Annotated in this window: 10 protein-coding genes; 4 read left to right on the forward strand and 6 right to left on the reverse strand. The window is 73.4% G+C overall.

The features are described 5' to 3' along the window. Positions 1-10: 10 nt before the first annotated feature. Positions 11-565: a DUF3224 domain-containing protein gene (locus tag E0L36_RS18910; protein WP_180930311.1), complete on the forward strand. Its 555-nt coding sequence runs from the start codon at positions 11-13 to the stop codon at positions 563-565. Between the two features lie 109 nt (positions 566-674). Here E0L36_RS18910 and E0L36_RS18915 read toward each other — a convergent pair whose 3' ends face one another. Together E0L36_RS18915 and htpX are read right to left on the reverse strand one after the other, a co-directional pair. Beyond that, positions 675-1,262: a hypothetical protein gene (locus E0L36_RS18915; protein ID WP_180930312.1), complete on the reverse strand. Its 588-nt coding sequence runs from the start codon at positions 1,260-1,262 to the stop codon at positions 675-677. Between the two features lie 162 nt (positions 1,263-1,424). Further along, positions 1,425-2,318, reverse strand: coding sequence for a zinc metalloprotease HtpX (gene htpX, locus E0L36_RS18920; protein ID WP_180930313.1), 894 nt, complete (start codon positions 2,316-2,318; stop codon positions 1,425-1,427). A gap of 677 nt (positions 2,319-2,995) precedes the next feature. Between htpX and E0L36_RS18925 the strand changes: the two genes are divergently transcribed. Further along, entirely contained in the window at positions 2,996-4,096 is a 1,101-nt protein-coding gene (locus E0L36_RS18925) for an HAD hydrolase family protein (protein ID WP_180930314.1), read from the forward strand. A gap of 102 nt (positions 4,097-4,198) precedes the next feature. On the opposite strand, the gene cydD is transcribed toward E0L36_RS18925, so the two are convergent. The 4 genes from cydD to hisC form a co-directional block, all read right to left on the reverse strand. Further along, entirely contained in the window at positions 4,199-7,963 is a 3,765-nt protein-coding gene (cydD, locus tag E0L36_RS18930; RefSeq protein WP_180930315.1) for a thiol reductant ABC exporter subunit CydD, read from the reverse strand. Between the two features lie 10 nt (positions 7,964-7,973). Continuing rightward, positions 7,974-9,134 carry a cytochrome d ubiquinol oxidase subunit II gene (cydB, locus tag E0L36_RS18935; protein ID WP_180930316.1) on the reverse strand — a complete coding sequence of 387 codons (1,161 nt, stop codon included), beginning with the start codon at positions 9,132-9,134 and terminating at the stop codon, positions 7,974-7,976. 40 nt (positions 9,135-9,174) lie between these two features. Beyond that, entirely contained in the window at positions 9,175-10,692 is a 1,518-nt protein-coding gene (locus tag E0L36_RS18940) for a cytochrome ubiquinol oxidase subunit I (RefSeq protein ID WP_180930317.1), read from the reverse strand. Between the two features lie 626 nt (positions 10,693-11,318). Continuing rightward, the gene (hisC, locus tag E0L36_RS18945; RefSeq protein ID WP_180930318.1) at positions 11,319-12,413 is read right to left on the reverse strand and encodes a histidinol-phosphate transaminase; all 1,095 of its coding nucleotides are present in this window, start codon (positions 12,411-12,413) and stop codon (positions 11,319-11,321) included. Positions 12,414-13,384: 971 nt separating this feature from the next. On the opposite strand from hisC, the gene E0L36_RS18950 reads away from it, so the two are divergent. Together E0L36_RS18950 and E0L36_RS27800 are read left to right on the forward strand one after the other, a co-directional pair. Next, the gene (locus tag E0L36_RS18950) at positions 13,385-14,518 is read left to right on the forward strand and encodes a LacI family DNA-binding transcriptional regulator (protein WP_180930319.1); all 1,134 of its coding nucleotides are present in this window, start codon (positions 13,385-13,387) and stop codon (positions 14,516-14,518) included. 1,257 nt (positions 14,519-15,775) lie between these two features. Beyond that, positions 15,776-16,909, forward strand: a complete 1,134-nt coding sequence (locus E0L36_RS27800) for a metallophosphoesterase (RefSeq protein ID WP_308416833.1) — start codon at positions 15,776-15,778, stop codon at positions 16,907-16,909. Positions 16,910-16,918: the final 9 nt, after the last annotated feature.

The following is a 16,918-nucleotide window of genomic DNA, read 5'->3' on the forward strand; positions in this document are numbered from 1 at the left end:
GAGGCGAGCCATGTCCGAGACCCGTACCGTCCGAGCCGAAGCCGTCACCGCGCCCACCGCCGAGTCCGGTGCCGGGACCAGCACCGCGTCCGCCACCGAGCCCGCGTCCGCCACCGAGCCGGGGGCCGTCCGCACCGGCGGGCGCTTCGGGTACGCCGACTGGCGGGAGACGGTGCTCGGCTCCGAGGAGGCCCGTCCGAGGATGGCCCACGCCTCGGTCGTGAACAGTTTCCGCGGCGGCATCGTGGCGCCGGACACCACCTGCGAGTACAGCATCGTCTACGTCGACGAGCCCACGGGGGACGACCGGGTCGCGGGGGCGACCGGGACCTTCACCGGGATGCAGCGCTTCGTGGGCCAACTCGACGGGCGCGAGGGGAGTTTCGTGGTCGAGGAGCGGGGCGGTTTCGACGCGGAGTCCACGGTCAGCTGCCGTTTCGAGGTGGTTTCCGGCTCCGGCACGGGGGCGCTCACCGGGCTGCGGGGCACCGGCGAGTTCGTGGCCCGGCACGGTGAGCGGTCCATCGCCTACACCTTCGACTACACCCTGCCGACGGCCGGTTGACGACCGACGACCAGCCGTCCCGCCGCATCGCCGACCCGTTGGCCTCTCGGGCTGGCGTGGCCGGAGGGTCGGGACGGGGGCGGTGACCTCGGGGTGGCGGTGGCCAGGGTCAGAGGCCGGGGGCGCCCCAGACGGGGAACCAGCGGGAGAGGTCCTTCTCCAGGGGCAGTTCCTTGGAGAGCAGTCCGCGCACCTGGAGCTCCAGCGCGTTGTCGCGCTTCTCGGTGGCGCCGGGGAGCGGGGCGAACGGGTAGAAGCTGCCCCGCTTGTAGAGGTAGACGAGGGCCAGTGTGCGGTCCCCCTCCGGCTCGTCGAACTCCACGAGGGAGCAGAGCAGTTGGGGTCCGAACCCGGCCTCCGTGAGCAGGGAGTTCACGGCGTGCAGATCGGTGACGAGGGACGAGGTGTCGCCGCGCTCCTGCCGGGCGAGCAGCCAGGTGTACCCGTACTCGTCCTGCGTGAACTCGACGGGGATACCGCCGCTTTCCACGTCGGTGTTCAGCAACTCCCGTACCTCGTGCTGGAGCTGGATGAAGGCTCCGCCCTCGACGCTGGCGAAGCAGACCGCGCCCACCCCGGTGGGTTCGAGGCCCACCCCCGCCTTCAGCGTCAACGCCGCTGAGGGCAGGGAGAACAGCTGGTCGAGGTCGGGGCGGGCCGGTTTGCTGCGGCCCAGGATCGAGTCGAGGAAACCCACGGGAATCCCTGCCTTTCGTCCGGTGGAGGGGCCAGGCCCCCGGTGGAGGGGAGGTCGTCAGTGGCGGAGGGCTCCCACCCGCGACGGCGGAAGGGGGCGGAAACGGGGGGGGGAGGGATCGGGGACGGGAGGCGGGACGGACGGGCGGCCGGGCGCGGTTCCTCACTGGCCGAGCTGGCTGGATATCCGCCCGAGCTGGTCGAGGCGGCGCTCCAGCGGCGGGTGGGAGGAGAGCAGCGTTGCCATGCTCTGCCCGGAGAGGGCGGGCACGAAGTAGAAGGCGTTGAACGGCTCGGCCTGCCGCAGGTCCCGGGTGGGGATGCGCGACATCTCGCCGCTGATCTTCGTCAGCGCGGCGCCGAGCGCCGAGGGCCTCCCGGTCAGCAGGGCGCCCGCGCGGTCGGCGGACAGCTCGCGGTAGCGGGAGAGCAGCCGGGTCAGCAGGAAGCTGATGACGTAGACGACGACGCTGATCAGCGGGATCAGCAGAAGCAGCAGGTTCGCGTTGTTGTCCCGGGAGCGCCCCAGGCCGCTGAAGAGCGCGACCCGGGTCATCAGCCCGGCCAGCACGCCGAGGAACGAGGCGATCGTCATCACCGCGACGTCCCGGTGCGCGACGTGCGACAGCTCGTGCGCGAGCACGCCCTCCAGCTCCTCGGGTTCGAGCCTGCGCAGCAGGCCGGTCGTCGCGCACACCATGGAGTTGCGCTGGTTTCGGCCGGTGGCGAAGGCGTTCGGCACGTCGGTGTCCGCGATGGCCACCCGGGGTTTGGGCATGTTGGCCAGCGCGCAGAGCCGGTCGACGGCGCCGTGCAGTTCGGGGGCCTGGGCGGGGGTGACCTCCCGGGCGCCCATGCTGAAGGCCGCGATCCGGTCGCTGAACCAGAACTGCGCGACGAACAGCCCGCCCGCGAACACCAGGATCAGCGGCCAGGCCCGGCCCAGCACCGCGATGAGCACGCCCACGAAGACCACGTAGAGCAGCCCGATCAGGAACATGGTGGTCACCATGCGGCGGGTCAGTCCCCGGTCGGGGGCGAAGCGGGTGCGCGCCATGGGGCTCTCCTCGGAACGGATCGGCGACGGTCGGCGACGGGCTGTTCCGCCGATGGCTCCGGACCAACCCGTCGCGGTCCCGCCGGGCCTCCCGGGACGGAGACCGTCTCTCCTGGTCAGCGGGGTGGAAGGTCGTCCGTGGCCATCGGTCTCGGCCCTTGCCACGGTCCGTCTCCCAGCTCCGCCCGACGGCCGGTGGCTTTCGGATCGGCCTCCGCTCCTCTCTACTCTCCTCTATACGGCATAAAGGGACGCTATGGAGTACTGAGGGGCGAACTACCGCGATAACGACACGGAGCGCGCGGGTCCGGTCACTCCGCGCGAGCGTCCGCACGCTCGGTCACCGAGCGCGCGCGGTACGGGGAGGCCGGGCGGAATCGTGCGGAGTCGCGTGGGGCGGTCGCTGTGCGGGCCGCACGGCGGGGCCGGCCGGGCGGGTTCCGGGGCGGCTGGCGCGTGGTGGAGGAGGTGGGGAGCCGCGTCCCGGACGTACGTCTCCGCACCTCTGTTCTGATATGCGTCAGGATGGAGCCGTGACTCACCCGTCTTCCCACCCCGCCCCGGACCCGTCACCGGCCCTGTCCGCCACCCCGCTCCCCCGCTCCCCGGCGCCCGCCCCGGGATCGCCCACGCCCGGGCCGTCCGCGCCCGGCGGTCCCCGTGCCCACACCAGCCCGGTGGTTCCGCCCGGTGGAGTGGCGCGGCCCCGGCTGATCGCGACCGATCTGGACGGCACCCTGCTGCGGGACGACCACACGGTGTCCCCGCGCACCCTGGCCGCGCTCGCGGCGGCGGAGGTCGCGGGGATCGAGGTGTTCTTCGTCACGGGGCGCCCGCCCCGCTGGATGGACGTCGTCAGCCGCCACGTCCATGAGCACGGGCTCGCGATCTGCGGCAACGGCGCCGCCCTCGTGGACCTCCGTGGGGGCGGCCGTGTCGTGGAGCTGCGACCCCTGGGCGAGCCCGAGGCGCTGACGGTGGTGCACGCGCTGCGCGCGGCGATGCCCGGGGTGACCTTCGCCGTCGAGCGGGTCAGCGGCATCCGGTACGAGCCCGGCTACCCGCCGTTCTTCGCGGACCCGGCGCACGTCTTCACCCCCGTCGAGCAGCTCCTCGCCACCGAGACGACGGCCACCCACCCGGGCGGCACGCTTCCGGGCGCCGCGGCTCCCTCGACACCGGCCCTCGCGGAGACGGATGCGCGGTCGGGCCCGGCCGCCACCCCCCTCCGCGACGCGGCACCCCGTGAGGCGGTGTCCGACGACGCGGCAACCGGTGCCGTGCCGGACGTGGAGGCCGACGCCGTGCTGGAGGCCGCGGCCGACGGGGGCGGTGCGGCGGCCGAGCGCGCGGCGCGCGGTCCCGTTCCCGCCGAGGGGAGCGTCCACCTCCACGGCGCCGGGTACGACGGGGTGTTGAAGCTGCTCGCCTACCATCCGGAGCTGGAACCGGACGAGTTCCTGGAGCTGGCACGTCAAGTGGCGGGCGCGCACGCAGAGTTCACCCGGTCCAGCGAGATGTCGTTCCTGGAGATCAGCGGGCGCGGCGTCAGCAAGGCCAGCACCCTCGCGGACTGCTGCGCCGAGCGCGGCATCCGACCCGAGGAGGTCGTCGCCTTCGGGGACATGCCCAACGATCTGGCGATGCTGAGCTGGGCCGGTACCTCCTACGCCATGGCCAACGCCCATCCCCTGGTGCGCCGTTCGACCACCCACCAGGCCGCCTCCAACCAGGAGGACGGCGTGGCCCAGGTCATCGAGTCCCTGCTGCCCCGCTGACCCACCGCCACCGCCCCGGCCTCTGGTGCCCGGGCATCCCGGCCCCCAGGCATCCTCGCCCTCGCCCTCGGTGCCTCGGCCCGTCCGGTCCGTGCGGCCGTCTCACGCGACCGGCGCGCGGGGGCCCAGCTGCCGGGTGTCCGGTCGGCGGGGCTCCCGCTCCGGGGCCGGTCCACGTGGCCCCGGCCCGTCCGGTTCCGGAGGGGCGGCGACGGCCGCCTCGCGGTCCAGCATCGCGCGGAATGGCCCCTCGGATGCGGCGAGTTCGCGGTACGTCCCGCGTTGCGCGGTCCGGCCCGAGCGGTCCAGGACGATCACCTCGTCCACCGTGGAGAGCCCCTGGAGACGGTGGGTGATCAGCACCGTGGTGCGGCCCTCCGTCGCCGCCAGCAGGTCGGCGGTGAGCGCGTCCGCCGTGGGCAGGTCCAGGTGCTCGGCCGGTTCGTCCAGGACCAGCACGGGGAAGTCCGCGAGGAGCGCCCGGGCGAGGGCGAGCCGCTGCCGCTGCCCCCCGGACAGCCGGGCGCCGTGCTCCCCGACGTCCGTGTCCAGCCCCTCCGGCAGGGTGCCGACCCAGTCGTCGAGCCGTGCGGCGGCCAGCGCGGCGCGCAGCTCCGCGTCCCCGGCGGTGGGGCGTGCCAGCCGCAGGTTCTCCCGGAGCGTGCTGTCGAAGAGGTGCGCGTCCTGGGCGCAGAGCCCGACGAACCGGCGGACCGCGTCCGAGGGGAGCCGTCCGGCGGGCACCCCGCCGAGCAGGTAGGTGCCGTCCTCCGGGTCGAGGAAGCGCAACAGGGCGTGCGCCAGCGTGGTCTTGCCGGAACCCGAGGGGCCGAGCACCGCGACCCGCCGACCCGGCTCCAGCTCCAGGCTGAAGTCCCGTAGTGCCGGGGCGGGTTGATCGGGGTGGCGGACGGTCAGCCCGCGCACCGAGAGCGGGAACGGAGAGACGGGCGGCTCCGCCGCGCCAGTGGTCCGCGTCAACGCACCGGTGTGGCCCGGCCGGAGGGACGAACCCTCCGACGCGTCCTCCGGAGCGGTCAACGACCGGCCGCTGTCCTGGGGTTCGGTGATCGGGTCGGGCGCGTCCAGCACCTCCCGTACGCGCTCCGCCGAGCGGCGGGTGCGCTGGCGCTGCTGGACGGCGAGCGGCAGACCCGTGACGGCCTCGAAGGCGGCGAGCGCGGTGAGCACCGCGGCCGCCAGCCACACCCCCTCCAGCTGGCCGTTCGCGACGGCGGTGACCCCCACCCAGGCCACGGCGGTCACCGTCAGTCCGGCGGTGAGGGCGCTGAGCCCGGCGGCCAGGCCGGTCAGCGCCGAGGAGCGGGCGGCGAGCCCAGTGAGCTGGGCGTCGGCGGCGCCCGCCGTCCGCATCCGGGCGCCGAGCGCGCCGTAGACGGTCAACTCCGCGGTGCCGGTGAGCAGATCGAGTACGCGGGTACCCAGGTCGCCGCGGAGGGGGGCGAGTCGGCCCTCGGTACGGCGGGAGAGCCGCGCGGTCAGCGCGGGTACGCCGACACCGGCGAGCAGCAGCCCGACGGCGAGCAGCGCCCCGGCCTCGGGCAGCAGCCAGCCGGTGAACCCGACGGCCGCGAGGCTGACGACGAGCGCGGCGGCGGCGGGCAACAGCCAGCGCAGGAAGTAGTCCTGGAGCGCCTCGACGTCCCGCACCAGCCGGGTGAGCAGATCGCCGTCCCGGCTGCCCCGCAGCCCGGCGGGCGCGAGCCGCTCCAGCCGCCGGTAGACGTGGACGCGCAGGTCGGCCAGGACGCGCAGGGCCGCGTCGTGGGAGACGAGGCGCTCGCCGTAGCGGAAGACCGCCCGTCCGATACCGAAGGCGCGGGTCAGGGTGACGGCCACCATCAGGTAGAGCACCGGGGGCTGTTCGGCGGCGCGGGAGATCAACCAGCCCGAGGTCGCCATCAACGCGACGCCGCTGCCCAGCGCGAGGGCCCCGAGCAGCAGCGCCAGCGCCAGACGGCCCCGCAACGGGCGTGCGGCGGCGCGGACCTGGGCCAGCGGACCGCCCACACGTCCGTCCCCGTCGGCGGTTCCGTCCCCGCTCGCGTCCCCGCTCTTGGCGGGGTCCGTGTCGGCCTTCCGGGAAGCGGCACGGGCGTCCGCGCCCGCGCCTGGGTCCGGGTCCGCGCCCGTCCCCGCGTCCGCCGTCGCCTCCGCCAACGTGCCCGCGCGCACCGGCCCGTTCGCGTCCGGGACGGGGGGTGTGGCGGGCGCGAGGCGCACGACGCGGTCGGCGATCCCGAGCAGTGCGGGACGGTGCGCGACGAGCAACACCGTGCGCCCGGCGGCGAGTCGGCGGACGGCGTCCACCACGGCGGCCTCGGTGGCGCCGTCCAGTGCGGCGGTCGCCTCGTCGAGTACCAGAAGCGGCCGGTCGGCGAGGAACGCCCGGGCCAGCGCCACCCGTTGGCGCTGACCAGCGGAGAGACCGGCGCCGCGCTCGCCCAGCACCGTCGTGGGGGAGACATCCTCGGCGGCCGCCTGCCGCAGCGCCTCCGCGACCTCCGGGTCGCTCGCGGTGGGCCGGGCGAGCCGCACGTTGTCCGCGACGGTCCCGGCGAACAGCCCCGGTCGTTGCGGCAGCCAGGCGATCTGCCGGTGCCAGGAGGCCGGGTCGATCGCGGCCAGGTCCGTGCCGTCCACCAACACCCGCCCGGCAGCCGGTTGTTCGAAGCCAAGGACGGTGTTGAGCAGCGTGGTCTTGCCCGCACCCGAGGGGCCGACCAGGGCGACGGTCTCCCCGGGATGGACGGTGAGGCTGGTACGGGACAGCGAGTCGAGGTCCCGGCCCGGGTGCCGGACGGTGACGCCGTCCAGGGTGAGCGGCGCGAACCGTACGTCGGGAGCGGGCAGTTGGGCGGTGCCGTCCTGCCGCGCGCCGCCCCGGCGCGGCGGAGCCTCCAGCACGTCGAAGACCTGCCCGGCGGCGGCCAGCCCCTCGGCCGCCGCGTGGTACTGGGCGCCGACCTGCCGCAGCGGCAGGTACGCCTCGGGCGCGAGGATCAGCACCACCAGCCCGGTGCGCAGGTCGAGTTCGCCGTGCACCAGCCGCATTCCGATGCTGACGGCGACGAGGGCGACGGAGATGGTGGCGAGCAGTTCCAGCGCGAAGGAGGACAGGAAGGCGAGCCGCAGGGTGCGCAGGGTGGCGCGCCGGTAGTCGGCGGTGACGGCGCGGATTCCGGCGGCCTGCGCCCCGGACCGTCCGAAGACCTTCAGGGTGGGCAGCCCGGCGACGACGTCCAGGAAGTGCCCGGAGAGCCGGGAGAGTTGACGCCACCGCCGGTCCATGTGGGCCTGGGTGGCCCAGCCGATCAGCGTCATGAAGACGGGGATGAGCGGCAGGGTGCCCGCGATGATGGCGGCGGAGATCCAGTCGGCTCCGACGACGCGGGCCAGTACCGCGACGGGTACCACCACGGCCAGCCCGAGTTGGGGCAGGTAGCGGGCGAAGTAGTCGTCCAGCGCGTCGATGCCCCGGGTGGCGAGGGTGGCCAGTTCGCCGGTGCGCTGCTGGCTGAGCCAGCCGGGTCCGAGCGCGGTGGCGTGCGTCAGCAGACGGGTGCGCAGCTCCGACTTGACGGCGGCGCTGCTGCGGTGCGCGGCGAGTTCGGTCAGCCAGGAGACCAGCGCGCGGCCGAGCGAGACGGCGGCGAGCAGCAGCAGCGGCTCGCGCAGCTCCCCGGCGTCCGCGCCCTCGTCGACGGCGCGGACCACGATCTCGGCGATCAGTGTCGCCTGGGCGATGACGAGGAGCGCGCCGAGCAGCCCGAGCGCCACGGAGGCCGCCAGGAAGCCCCGGGTCGCGCGGGCGTACCGGAGCAGACGCGGATCGACGGGTCGCACGGCGCCTCCCTCAGTTCCGCCGTCGGCCTGGGTTGTCGTCCCCGGCGGTCCCGGCGGTCCCGGTCCCGGACGCGCCGGGTCGCCCGGCGGTGGCGCCCGCACCGTCGGCCGGGGCGCCGGCCCGCGCGGGGGCGGGAACGGGGAGGGCCGGGGCGGGGGTGGCGGCGCCGTGCGCTGGGGGCGCGAGGTGGTGCACGCCGATGCGCCGGCTGAACACCCAGTACGTCCAGCCCTGGTACAGCACGACGAGCGGGGTGGCGATCCCCGCGCACCAGGTCATGATCGTCAGCGTGTACGGGCTGGAGGAGGCGTTCTCCACGGTGAGGCTCCACTCCGGGCGCAGCGTGGAGGGCATCACGTCCGGGAACAGCGCGAGGAACAGCGTCGCCACGGCCGCCGCGATGGTCACCCCGGAGTAGCCGAACGACCAGCCCTCGCGTCCGGCCACGTTGGAGCCGAGCGCGGCCAGCAGCGCGGCCACCGCGAGGAGCAGGGTGAGCAGGCTGGCCGTGTTCCCGTCCCGCAGCTGCGTCCAGCTGAGGAAGACCGCCGCGAACAGCGCCGTCAGGGCGCCGAGCGCGGTGGCGAGACGGCGCGCCCGCAGCCGGATGTCGCCGACCGTCTTGAGAGCCGTGAAGACCGCGCCGTGGAAGGTGAAGAGGGTCAGTGTGGTGGCGCCGCCCAGCAGGGCGTAGGGGCCGAGCAGGTCGAGCAGCGTTCCGGCGAACTCCTTGTCCGCGTCGATCGGCACCCCGCGCACGATGTTCGCGAAGGCCACTCCCCACAGGAACGCGGGGAGCAGCGAGGTCCAGAAGATCGCCCACTCCCAGTTCCGTTGCCAGCGCTCCTCCTCGCGCTTGGCCCGGTACTCGAAGGCGACGCCCCGGACGATCAGGCAGAGCAGGATGGCGAGCAGCGGCAGGTAGAAGCCGGAGAAGAGGGTGGCGTACCACTCGGGGAAGGCGGCGAAGGTCGCGCCGCCCGCCGCGAGCAGCCACACCTCGTTCCCGTCCCAGACGGGCCCGATGGTGTTGATCAGCACGCGTCGCTCGGGCCGGTCGCGGGCGAGCAGCCGGGTGAGGACGCCGACGCCGAAGTCGAAGCCCTCCAGGAAGAAGTAGCCGGTCCACAGGACGGCGATCAGGACGAACCAGAGGGTGTGCAGTTCCATGGCGGCACGCGCTCCTCTCAGGGCACGGGGTGGGTGGGGGTCAGTACGAGAAGGCCATGGGGCGGTCCGGGTCGCGGTCCCCGCCGATCCGGGTGGGTGGCGAGAGGTCGTCCTCGGACAGTTCGGGCGGGCCCGCCTTCACGTACTTCGCCAGCAGCCGTACCTCGATGACGGCGAGCGCCGCGTACAGCAGGGTGTAGACGGAGAGCGAGATGATCACTTCGGTCTGCGAGACGCCGGGGGAGACGGCGGAGGCGGTGGGCAGCACTCCGTAGACCACCCAGGGCTGGCGGCCCATCTCGGTGAAGATCCAGCCGAAGGCGTTGGCGATCAGCGGGAACGCCATGGTCAGCAGCGCCAGCCGCCAGTAGCAGCGGGTCAGGGTGGGGCCGAGTTCGCGGGTGCGGGTCAGCGCGAGCCGGGGCACCTCCTCGGCGGTGGTCCGCAGCCCGGGCGCGCGCCAGAAGGAGGTGCGGGTCAGCCAGAGCCCGATCGCGCCGAGCGCGAGGGAGACCATGCCGAAGCCCATCATGGCGCGGAACGACCAGTAGGCGACGGGGATGTTGGGCCGGTAGTCGTCCAGTCCGACGGTGTCCCTGTACCGCTCTCGCAGCTGCTCGTTGGTGTCGTTGATGCCGGGCACCGACTCGCTGAAGTTGTCGTGCGCGAGGAAGGAGAGCAGCCCGGGCACCTCGACGGCGACCGAGTTGTGGCCCTTGTCCACGTCGCCGTAGGCGAAGAGGGAGAAGGGCGCGGGCGCCTCGGTGTCCCACAGCGCCTCGGCGGCTGCCATCTTCATCGGCTGCTGCTCGTACATGATCTTGCCGAGCCGGTCGCCGCTGACGACGGTGAGCGCGCCCGCGACGACCATCGTGATCAGCCCCAGCCGGAGCGAGGTGCGCATCACGGGGATGTGCCGACGGCGTATGAGGTGGTACGCGGCGATGCCGACCATGAAGGCCGCGCCGGTCAGGAAGGCGGCGGTGATCGCGTGGAAGAACTGCGCGACGGCGGTGTTCTGGGTCAGCACCAGCCAGATGTCGGTCAGTTCGGCCCGTCCGGCCTCCTCGTTGATCCGGTAGCCGACCGGGTGCTGCATCCAGGAGTTCGCGGCCAGGATGAAGTAGGCGGACAGGATGGTGCCGATCGCCACCATCCAGATCGTCGCCAGGTGCAGCTTCTGCGGCAGCCTGTCCCAGCCGAAGATCCACAGCCCGATGAAGGTCGACTCGAAGAAGAAGGCGATCAGGGCCTCGAAGGCCAGCGGCGCACCGAAGACGTCCCCGACGAACCGGGAGTAGTCCGACCAGTTCATCCCGAACTGGAACTCCTGGAGGATGCCGGTGACCACCCCCATCGCGATGTTGATCAGGAAGAGCTTGCCCCAGAACTTGGTGGCCCGGAGGTACTTCTCCTTGCCCGTCCGCACCCACGCCGTCTGGAGCCCGGCGACGAGGGACGCCAGGGAGATCGTCAGGGGGACGAACAGGAAGTGGTAGACGGTCGTGATGCCGAACTGCCAACGCGCCAGGGTCTCCGGCGCCAGAGCTAGATCCACGGGGCTCTCCTTAGGCCGCGCGCCGTTCCGCCCGCTCCCGATGCCGATGCTCACCGGATATCGCCGGATATGAACGCACACCGAGGGCGGTCGTGAATGAATTCACATTCACAAGCAGCAGTATGGCCCACCCCGGATTCGGACATACGGGCGGGGGTGCCCTCCCGTGCGCAAGCCCCCGACAGCCGGACGGAACGGACGCGAGGCCTTCTCCGAACTTCCCGCCCCCACGCGGGATTCCGGCTCCCGCTCGCGCCCCGCTCGCCCCTCCCGTCCGCGCCGGTGATCACTTCGCGAGCCCGCCCGGGCCGCGAGTCATCACGGAGAGAAGTGTGAAGTAGCGGAGTGTGACGAGCGTGACGAGGAGGTGGCGGGCGAGCCCGACACCGAGCCGTGAGCGGAGACGCGGCGGCCCGAAGCCAGGGGAGGAACCGGGATAAACCGGAGGAACGAGAGAAACCGAAGGCTCCGGGCGGGCGGCGGCGGTCGGCCGCGGCGCCGGGCGTGCCGGAGCGGCGCCGGGGTGCGCCGGAGGCTCCGGACTTCCGGAGAAGGGTGCGCGGACCGACGGGTGCCGGTCCGCGCGGAAGAGCGGAGGGTGGGCGCTGGTGAGGGCTGGGGGTCGGTCAGCGGGCGTCGGCGGGGAGGCTCGCGCGGTAGCTGGCCGCGGCCTTGAGGAAGAGGTCGTTCGCCTCCGTCTCCGCCACCGTCACCCGCATCCCCTCACCGGCGAAGGGGCGCACGATCACTCCGGCCCGCTCGCAGATCTCCGCGAACTCCGTGGTCCGGTCACCGAGCCGCAGCCAGACGAAGTTGGCCTGCGACACCGGCACCGTCCAGCCCTGCGCGGTGAGTTCGGCGTGCACCCGGGTCCGCTCCGCGACCAGCGCGTCCACCCGCTCCAGCAGCGCCTCCTCGTTGCTCAGCGAGGCGACCGCCGCGTCCTGCGCGAGCTGGCTCACCCCGAACGGCACGGCGGTCTTGCGGAGCGCGGCGGCCACCGGCTCGTGCGCCACGGCGAAGCCGACCCGCAGCCCGGCCAGGCCGTACGCCTTGGAGAAGGTGCGCAGCACGCAGACGTTGGGGCGGTCCCGGTACAGCTCGATGCCGTCCACCACCCGCTCGTCGCGGACGAACTCGCGGTACGCCTCGTCCAGCACCACCAGCACGTCGGTGGGGACACGGTCGAGGAACCGCTCCAGTTCGGCGCGGCCGAGGGCGGCGCCGGTGGGGTTGTTGGGGTTGCAGACGAAGATGAGCCGGGTGCGGTCGGTGATCGCCTCCGCCATCGCGTCCAGGTCGTGCTCCTCGTCCGGGGTGAGCGGCACCTGGATCGAGGTGGCACCGGAGATCTGGGTGATGATCGGGTACGCCTCGAAGGAGCGCCAGGCGTAGATCACTTCGTCGCCCGGACCCGCCGTGGCCTGGAGCAGCTGCTGTGCGACGCCGACCGAGCCGGTGCCGGTGGCCAGGTGCTCGGCCGGTACGTCGAAGCGCCGCGCCAGTTCGGCTATCAGCCCGGTGCAGGCCATGTCCGGATAGCGGTTGAAGGCGGTGGCGGCGCCGGTGACGGACTCCAGCACTCCAGGCAGCGGCGGGTAGGGGTTCTCGTTCGACGACAGCTTGTAGGAGACCGGTCCACCGGCCGCCGCGGGCTTGCCTGGCTTGTACGCCGGAATGCCGTTGAGTGCCTCGCGCAACCTCGGGGTGTTCTCGCTCACCACTGTCCTCTGTCCTCCTTGACCGCGGCCCGGCCCGGCCAGCGTGTTCCGCTGCCCCGCCGGAGCGACTGAAGCGTTTGGCTTGTCTGGTGTGTCCGATGTCACTGGGTTCCCGGAGACGGATCTTCGGGTGTCCGGTCGTTCCGGGCCCACGCGCTGGTCCGTGCTGGCCGGTGCGGGACCGGTCCGGTCCGCGCCGCCCTGGTGATCTGTTCTGGCCGTTTCCGTATGGTGCTGCGCTGTTCCGTTTCGCGGTCGTCCGCGCCGTACGGGTGCGGACGCCGGTCCGGTGTCCGGCACCCTCGCGGTGGCGGTGTTGGCGGTCGTTCCTGGTCGTGGCCGGTCGCTTACGGTCGGGTCCGGCTGTTCGGCCGGTTCGGGGTGTCCGCGGTGGTGTCCGGTCTCTCCGGTGGTCTCCGGTGCATGGTGCCCGCTGTGGAGCCTGGCCGGAACCCGCCCTTATCGACGCTTACTTACCGTTATCATCCGTTACTCGCTGCTTTCTCCTTGCTGGCCTCGCTGGCCAGAGGGTTCCCCTTGGCCGTTCCACCGTGTTCCCCCGTTGTCCCCCGTTGTCCTCCGTCCCGCCCGCCGCGCCGTCGGTCCCGTCGTTCCCTCCCCGGTGGTCTTCCGGGCTCGGGCGGGCTGACGCGGCGGTGCCGCCAATACTCTTCACCCTAAGAGGATTCCGGCCGTGGGCGTATGGGGCGTTCTGTGATCTGTCCCGTCCGCTGTCGCGCCGTGGTGGGCGCGGGAGCGCGCGTCGCTCGTGCGAGTGAGATACGAGTGGGCTCGGGGCCCGGGAAACCACCGCGCGCCTCCCCGGTGATCCGTCCCTTTTCCCGGGAGTCCCTGCAAGTTCCCGTCTTTCCATGGTCGTCGGGCGGGAAAGCTCTTGCAGAATCGTGACTTCCGTCGACCGGCTCGAGGTGCCTGGCACCGGTGGTTCGCGGGCCTACGATCGGGTCGCCATGACAGCAGAGAAGCATCAGGTGAGCCGCGCGCCGAAGCCTCGCGCGACCCGGACCGGAAGCCGCCAGAGCGGACGGGCGGGTATTCGTGACGTCGCCGCGGCGGCTGGTGTCTCCATCACGACTGTCTCCGACGCCCTGAACGGCAAGGGGCGGCTCCCCGACACCACCCGCAGCCACGTCCGTGAGGTGGCCGACCGCCTCGGCTACCGCCCGTCGGCCGCCGCCCGCACCCTCCGTACCGGGAAGTCCGGGCTGATCGGCCTGACGGTCACCACGTACGGCGAAGAACCGTTCACCTTCACGGAGTTCGCGTACTTCGCCGAGATGGCCCGGGCCGCGACCTCCGCCGCCCTCGACCGGGGCTACGCGCTGGTCATCCTGCCCGCGACCTCCCTGCACAGCCCCTTCGACGTCTGGTCGAACGTCGCGCTGGACGGCACCGTCGTCATCGACCCCTCGGACCAGGACCCGGTCGTCAAGGAGCTGGTGGGCTCCGGGTTGCCCGTCGTCTCGGACGGGCGGCCGAGCGGGGCGCTGCCGGTCACCGCCTGGGTGGACAACGACCACGAGGCGGCCGTCACGGGGCTGCTCGACCACCTCGCCGACGCCGGGGCCCGCCGGATCGGCCTGCTGACCGGTACCAGCACCGACACCTACACCCGGCTGTCGACCTCGGCCTATTTGGACTGGTGCCGTCGCGCCGGGCAGGACCCGGTCTACGAGTGCTATCCCGCGCACGATCCGTGCGCCGGTGCCGTCGCGGCAGACCGGCTGCTGGCCCGCCCCGACCGTCCGGACGCGGTGTACGGCCTCTTCGACCCGAACGGCACCGACCTGCTGGCCGCCGCCCGCCGGTACGGCCTGCGGGTGCCGGAGGACCTGCTGTTGGTGTGCTGTAGCGAGTCCACGGTCTACGCCACCACCGAACCCCCGATCACGACGCTCTCCCTCAAGCCGGGCCGGATCGGCAGCACCGTCATCCAGTTGCTGATCGACGCGATCGAGGGGGTGGACACCGGCCAGCCCGTGCGTCAGGTGATGCCGACCGACCTGATCGTCCGTACCTCCTCACAGCGGCGTCAGCCGTCCAGCAGGGTCGTCCAGCCCCCGCGCACCCCGCCCGCCGAGTGACCCCGGGCCGGTTCCGCGACCGCGGTCCTCGGCGGGAGTCCCGACGCGCCCGCACCGCGCCCGAGTTCGCCCGCCGTCGCCCCTGAGCCGTTCCCCGCCGGGGGAGCCGCTCGCCGCGAAGGACCGCGCCGCCGCCCAGTTGGCTGGCGGCGTCGCCTCGGGGCGGGGCGCGAGGATCTCGCGGAGAGCGGAGAGCGGAGAGCGGAGAGCGGAGAGCGGAGAGCGGACAGCCCGGCCGGGTCCCGGGTTCGGTTCCGGGTTTCGGGGGTGCCGCGGGTTTCGGCGGTCACGCGGGCTGTGGCGCGGGACCGGACGGGGCGGCGCGGATCCCGGGGGCTGAGAGCTGTCCGACAGCGGGCCGAGGCCCGGGAGTTGGGGTGGCGGCGACCCGCCGTGGCGCGGCGGGCCCGGCCGGTGGACCATGGGGCGGCGACGGCGTCGCGGGTCCGGCGGCGGCGGGCGTCGCGAGACGGTACGACGGCGTCGCGGGCCGGACAGCGGGCCGGACGGCGGGCGGGAGCCGGAGAATTCCGGAGGAATTCACCTCGGGTTGCCCCAGCCCGTCAAATGGCACCCCCCAGGTGCGTCGCACGTCGGGACCGGCGTTCCTATGATGGGCGGGCGACATCGGGACCGGCTCCCGACCTGGGAGTCCCGCCAGACCGACAGGTGCGGGCGGAGGTCCGACAGATGCACGGCGGCGGCGCGATGGTGGAGGGGTCGATGACTCAGGGGGCCGGTCAGGGACCCGACGTATGGCACGGCGGGGTGAGAGCGCACGGCGCGCGTACGGGACCGGGCGCCGAACCGGAACGCGCGGTCCCCTCGCCTGGCGCGGCGCCCGAAGGCGCCCCGGCTCGGGGCGGTACGCCGTCGCCGCAGGCCACCGGGGGCGAACGCGAGGTTCCAGCGGGGCCGTCGGGGCTGCCGCGACCGTCGGCCCCGGCTCCGACCGGAGCCGACGGCCGACTGCCGGACGACACCCTGGCGCTGCACCAGCGCGCCCCCCGGCCCGCGCGGGGCGGGCAGCCGGAGGCGCGGAATCCGGGCCAGCGCGATCCCGCGCACTCCGCCCGCACCGCGCCGCCCCCGCACCCCGCCGCACCGACTCGTGCCACGGCGGGCCCGTCCGCCACGGGCCGCCCGTCCGCCACGCGCCCCACCCCTCCTTCCGTTCCTTCTCCCCCTTCAGTTCCCTCAGTTCCCTCTGTTCCCGCCGTCTCCTCCGGGGCGCCGGTTCCCGGGGCGTCCGCCGCGGTGCCGTCTCCCGCCGGGCCGTCGGCGGCGGGCGTTTCCTCCCCGCGGGGCGCGGGAGCGGGGGCCACGGGTCAGGCTCCGGCTCGCCCCGGCGCTGCCTACCCCCCGGCGGGTGCGCCGGATCCGCAGACGGCCCCCGCTCCGCCCGCGCACGCGCCGGGGGCGCACCCGGGGAGCCCGGCGTCCGAGGAGCTGCCCGAGTACACCCCGACCAAGCGCGATATGCCCGTCATCGGGGCGGGCGCGGCACCGCGTGAGCCGACCCTCGTCGACCTCCCGGGGCAGGCGACCGCCCAGGCGGCGGCCCGGCAGGACGGGGACGGCCCGCTGTACGTCGTCGGTGACGTGCACGGCTATCTGGACGAGCTGCGCGCCGCGCTGGCGGCCGTCGGGATCATCGACGCGGAGGACCACTGGATCGCGGGCAACGCCCGGCTGTGGTTCCTCGGCGACTTCACCGACCGGGGGCCGGACGGGGTCGGCGTCATCGAGCTGGTGATGCAGCTCTCCGCCGAGGCGGCGGCGGCCGGGGGCTACTGCAAGGCGCTGATGGGCAACCACGAACTGCTCCTGATCGGGGCGAAGCGGTTCGGGGACACCCCGGTCAACTCCGGTGCGGGGACGGCGTCGTTCCAGGCCGCGTGGCTGCTCAACGGCGGTCAGCGCACCGACATGGAGCGGCTGCGCGACCACCACGTGCAGTGGATGGCGCGGCTGGACGCGATGGCCCTGGCCGACGGGCACCTGCTGGTGCACTCCGACGCGACCTGCTACCTGGAGTACGGCGACACCATCGAGGCCGTCAACGACGCGGTCACCGTGGCGCTCCAGGAGTCGGACGCGGACGTCACCTGGGACCTGTTCCGCAAGTTCACCAAGCGGTTCGCCTTCCGGGACGAGACCACCGGGGTGGACACCGTCCGCGAACTGCTGGGCGCCTTCGGCGGCGAGCGGATCGTGCACGGCCACAGTCCCATCCCGTACCTGCTGGGCGAGGTCGGCAGCGAGGACGACGACAGTGGCCCCGACGTCACCGGCCCGCACATCTACGCGGACGGGCTGGCCATCGCCATGGACGGCGGAGTGACCATGGCCGGAAAGCTGCTCGTCACCCAACTCCCGCTCGCGGAATAACAGGTTCAG

Source organism: Streptomyces sp. AJS327 (assembly GCF_013450295.1).
GTDB lineage: Bacteria > Actinomycetota > Actinomycetes > Streptomycetales > Streptomycetaceae > Streptomyces.

Excerpts from the sequence above, each read along its gene's own strand:
- htpX (WP_180930313.1), bottom strand. The coding sequence starts at position 2,318 with ATGGCGCGCACCCGCTTCGCCCCCGACCGGGGACTGACCCGCCGCATG.
- E0L36_RS18910 (WP_180930311.1), top strand. The coding sequence starts at position 11 with ATGTCCGAGACCCGTACCGTCCGAGCCGAAGCCGTCACCGCGCCCACC.
- cydB (WP_180930316.1), bottom strand. The coding sequence starts at position 9,134 with ATGGAACTGCACACCCTCTGGTTCGTCCTGATCGCCGTCCTGTGGACC.
- E0L36_RS18950 (WP_180930319.1), top strand. The coding sequence starts at position 13,385 with ATGACAGCAGAGAAGCATCAGGTGAGCCGCGCGCCGAAGCCTCGCGCG.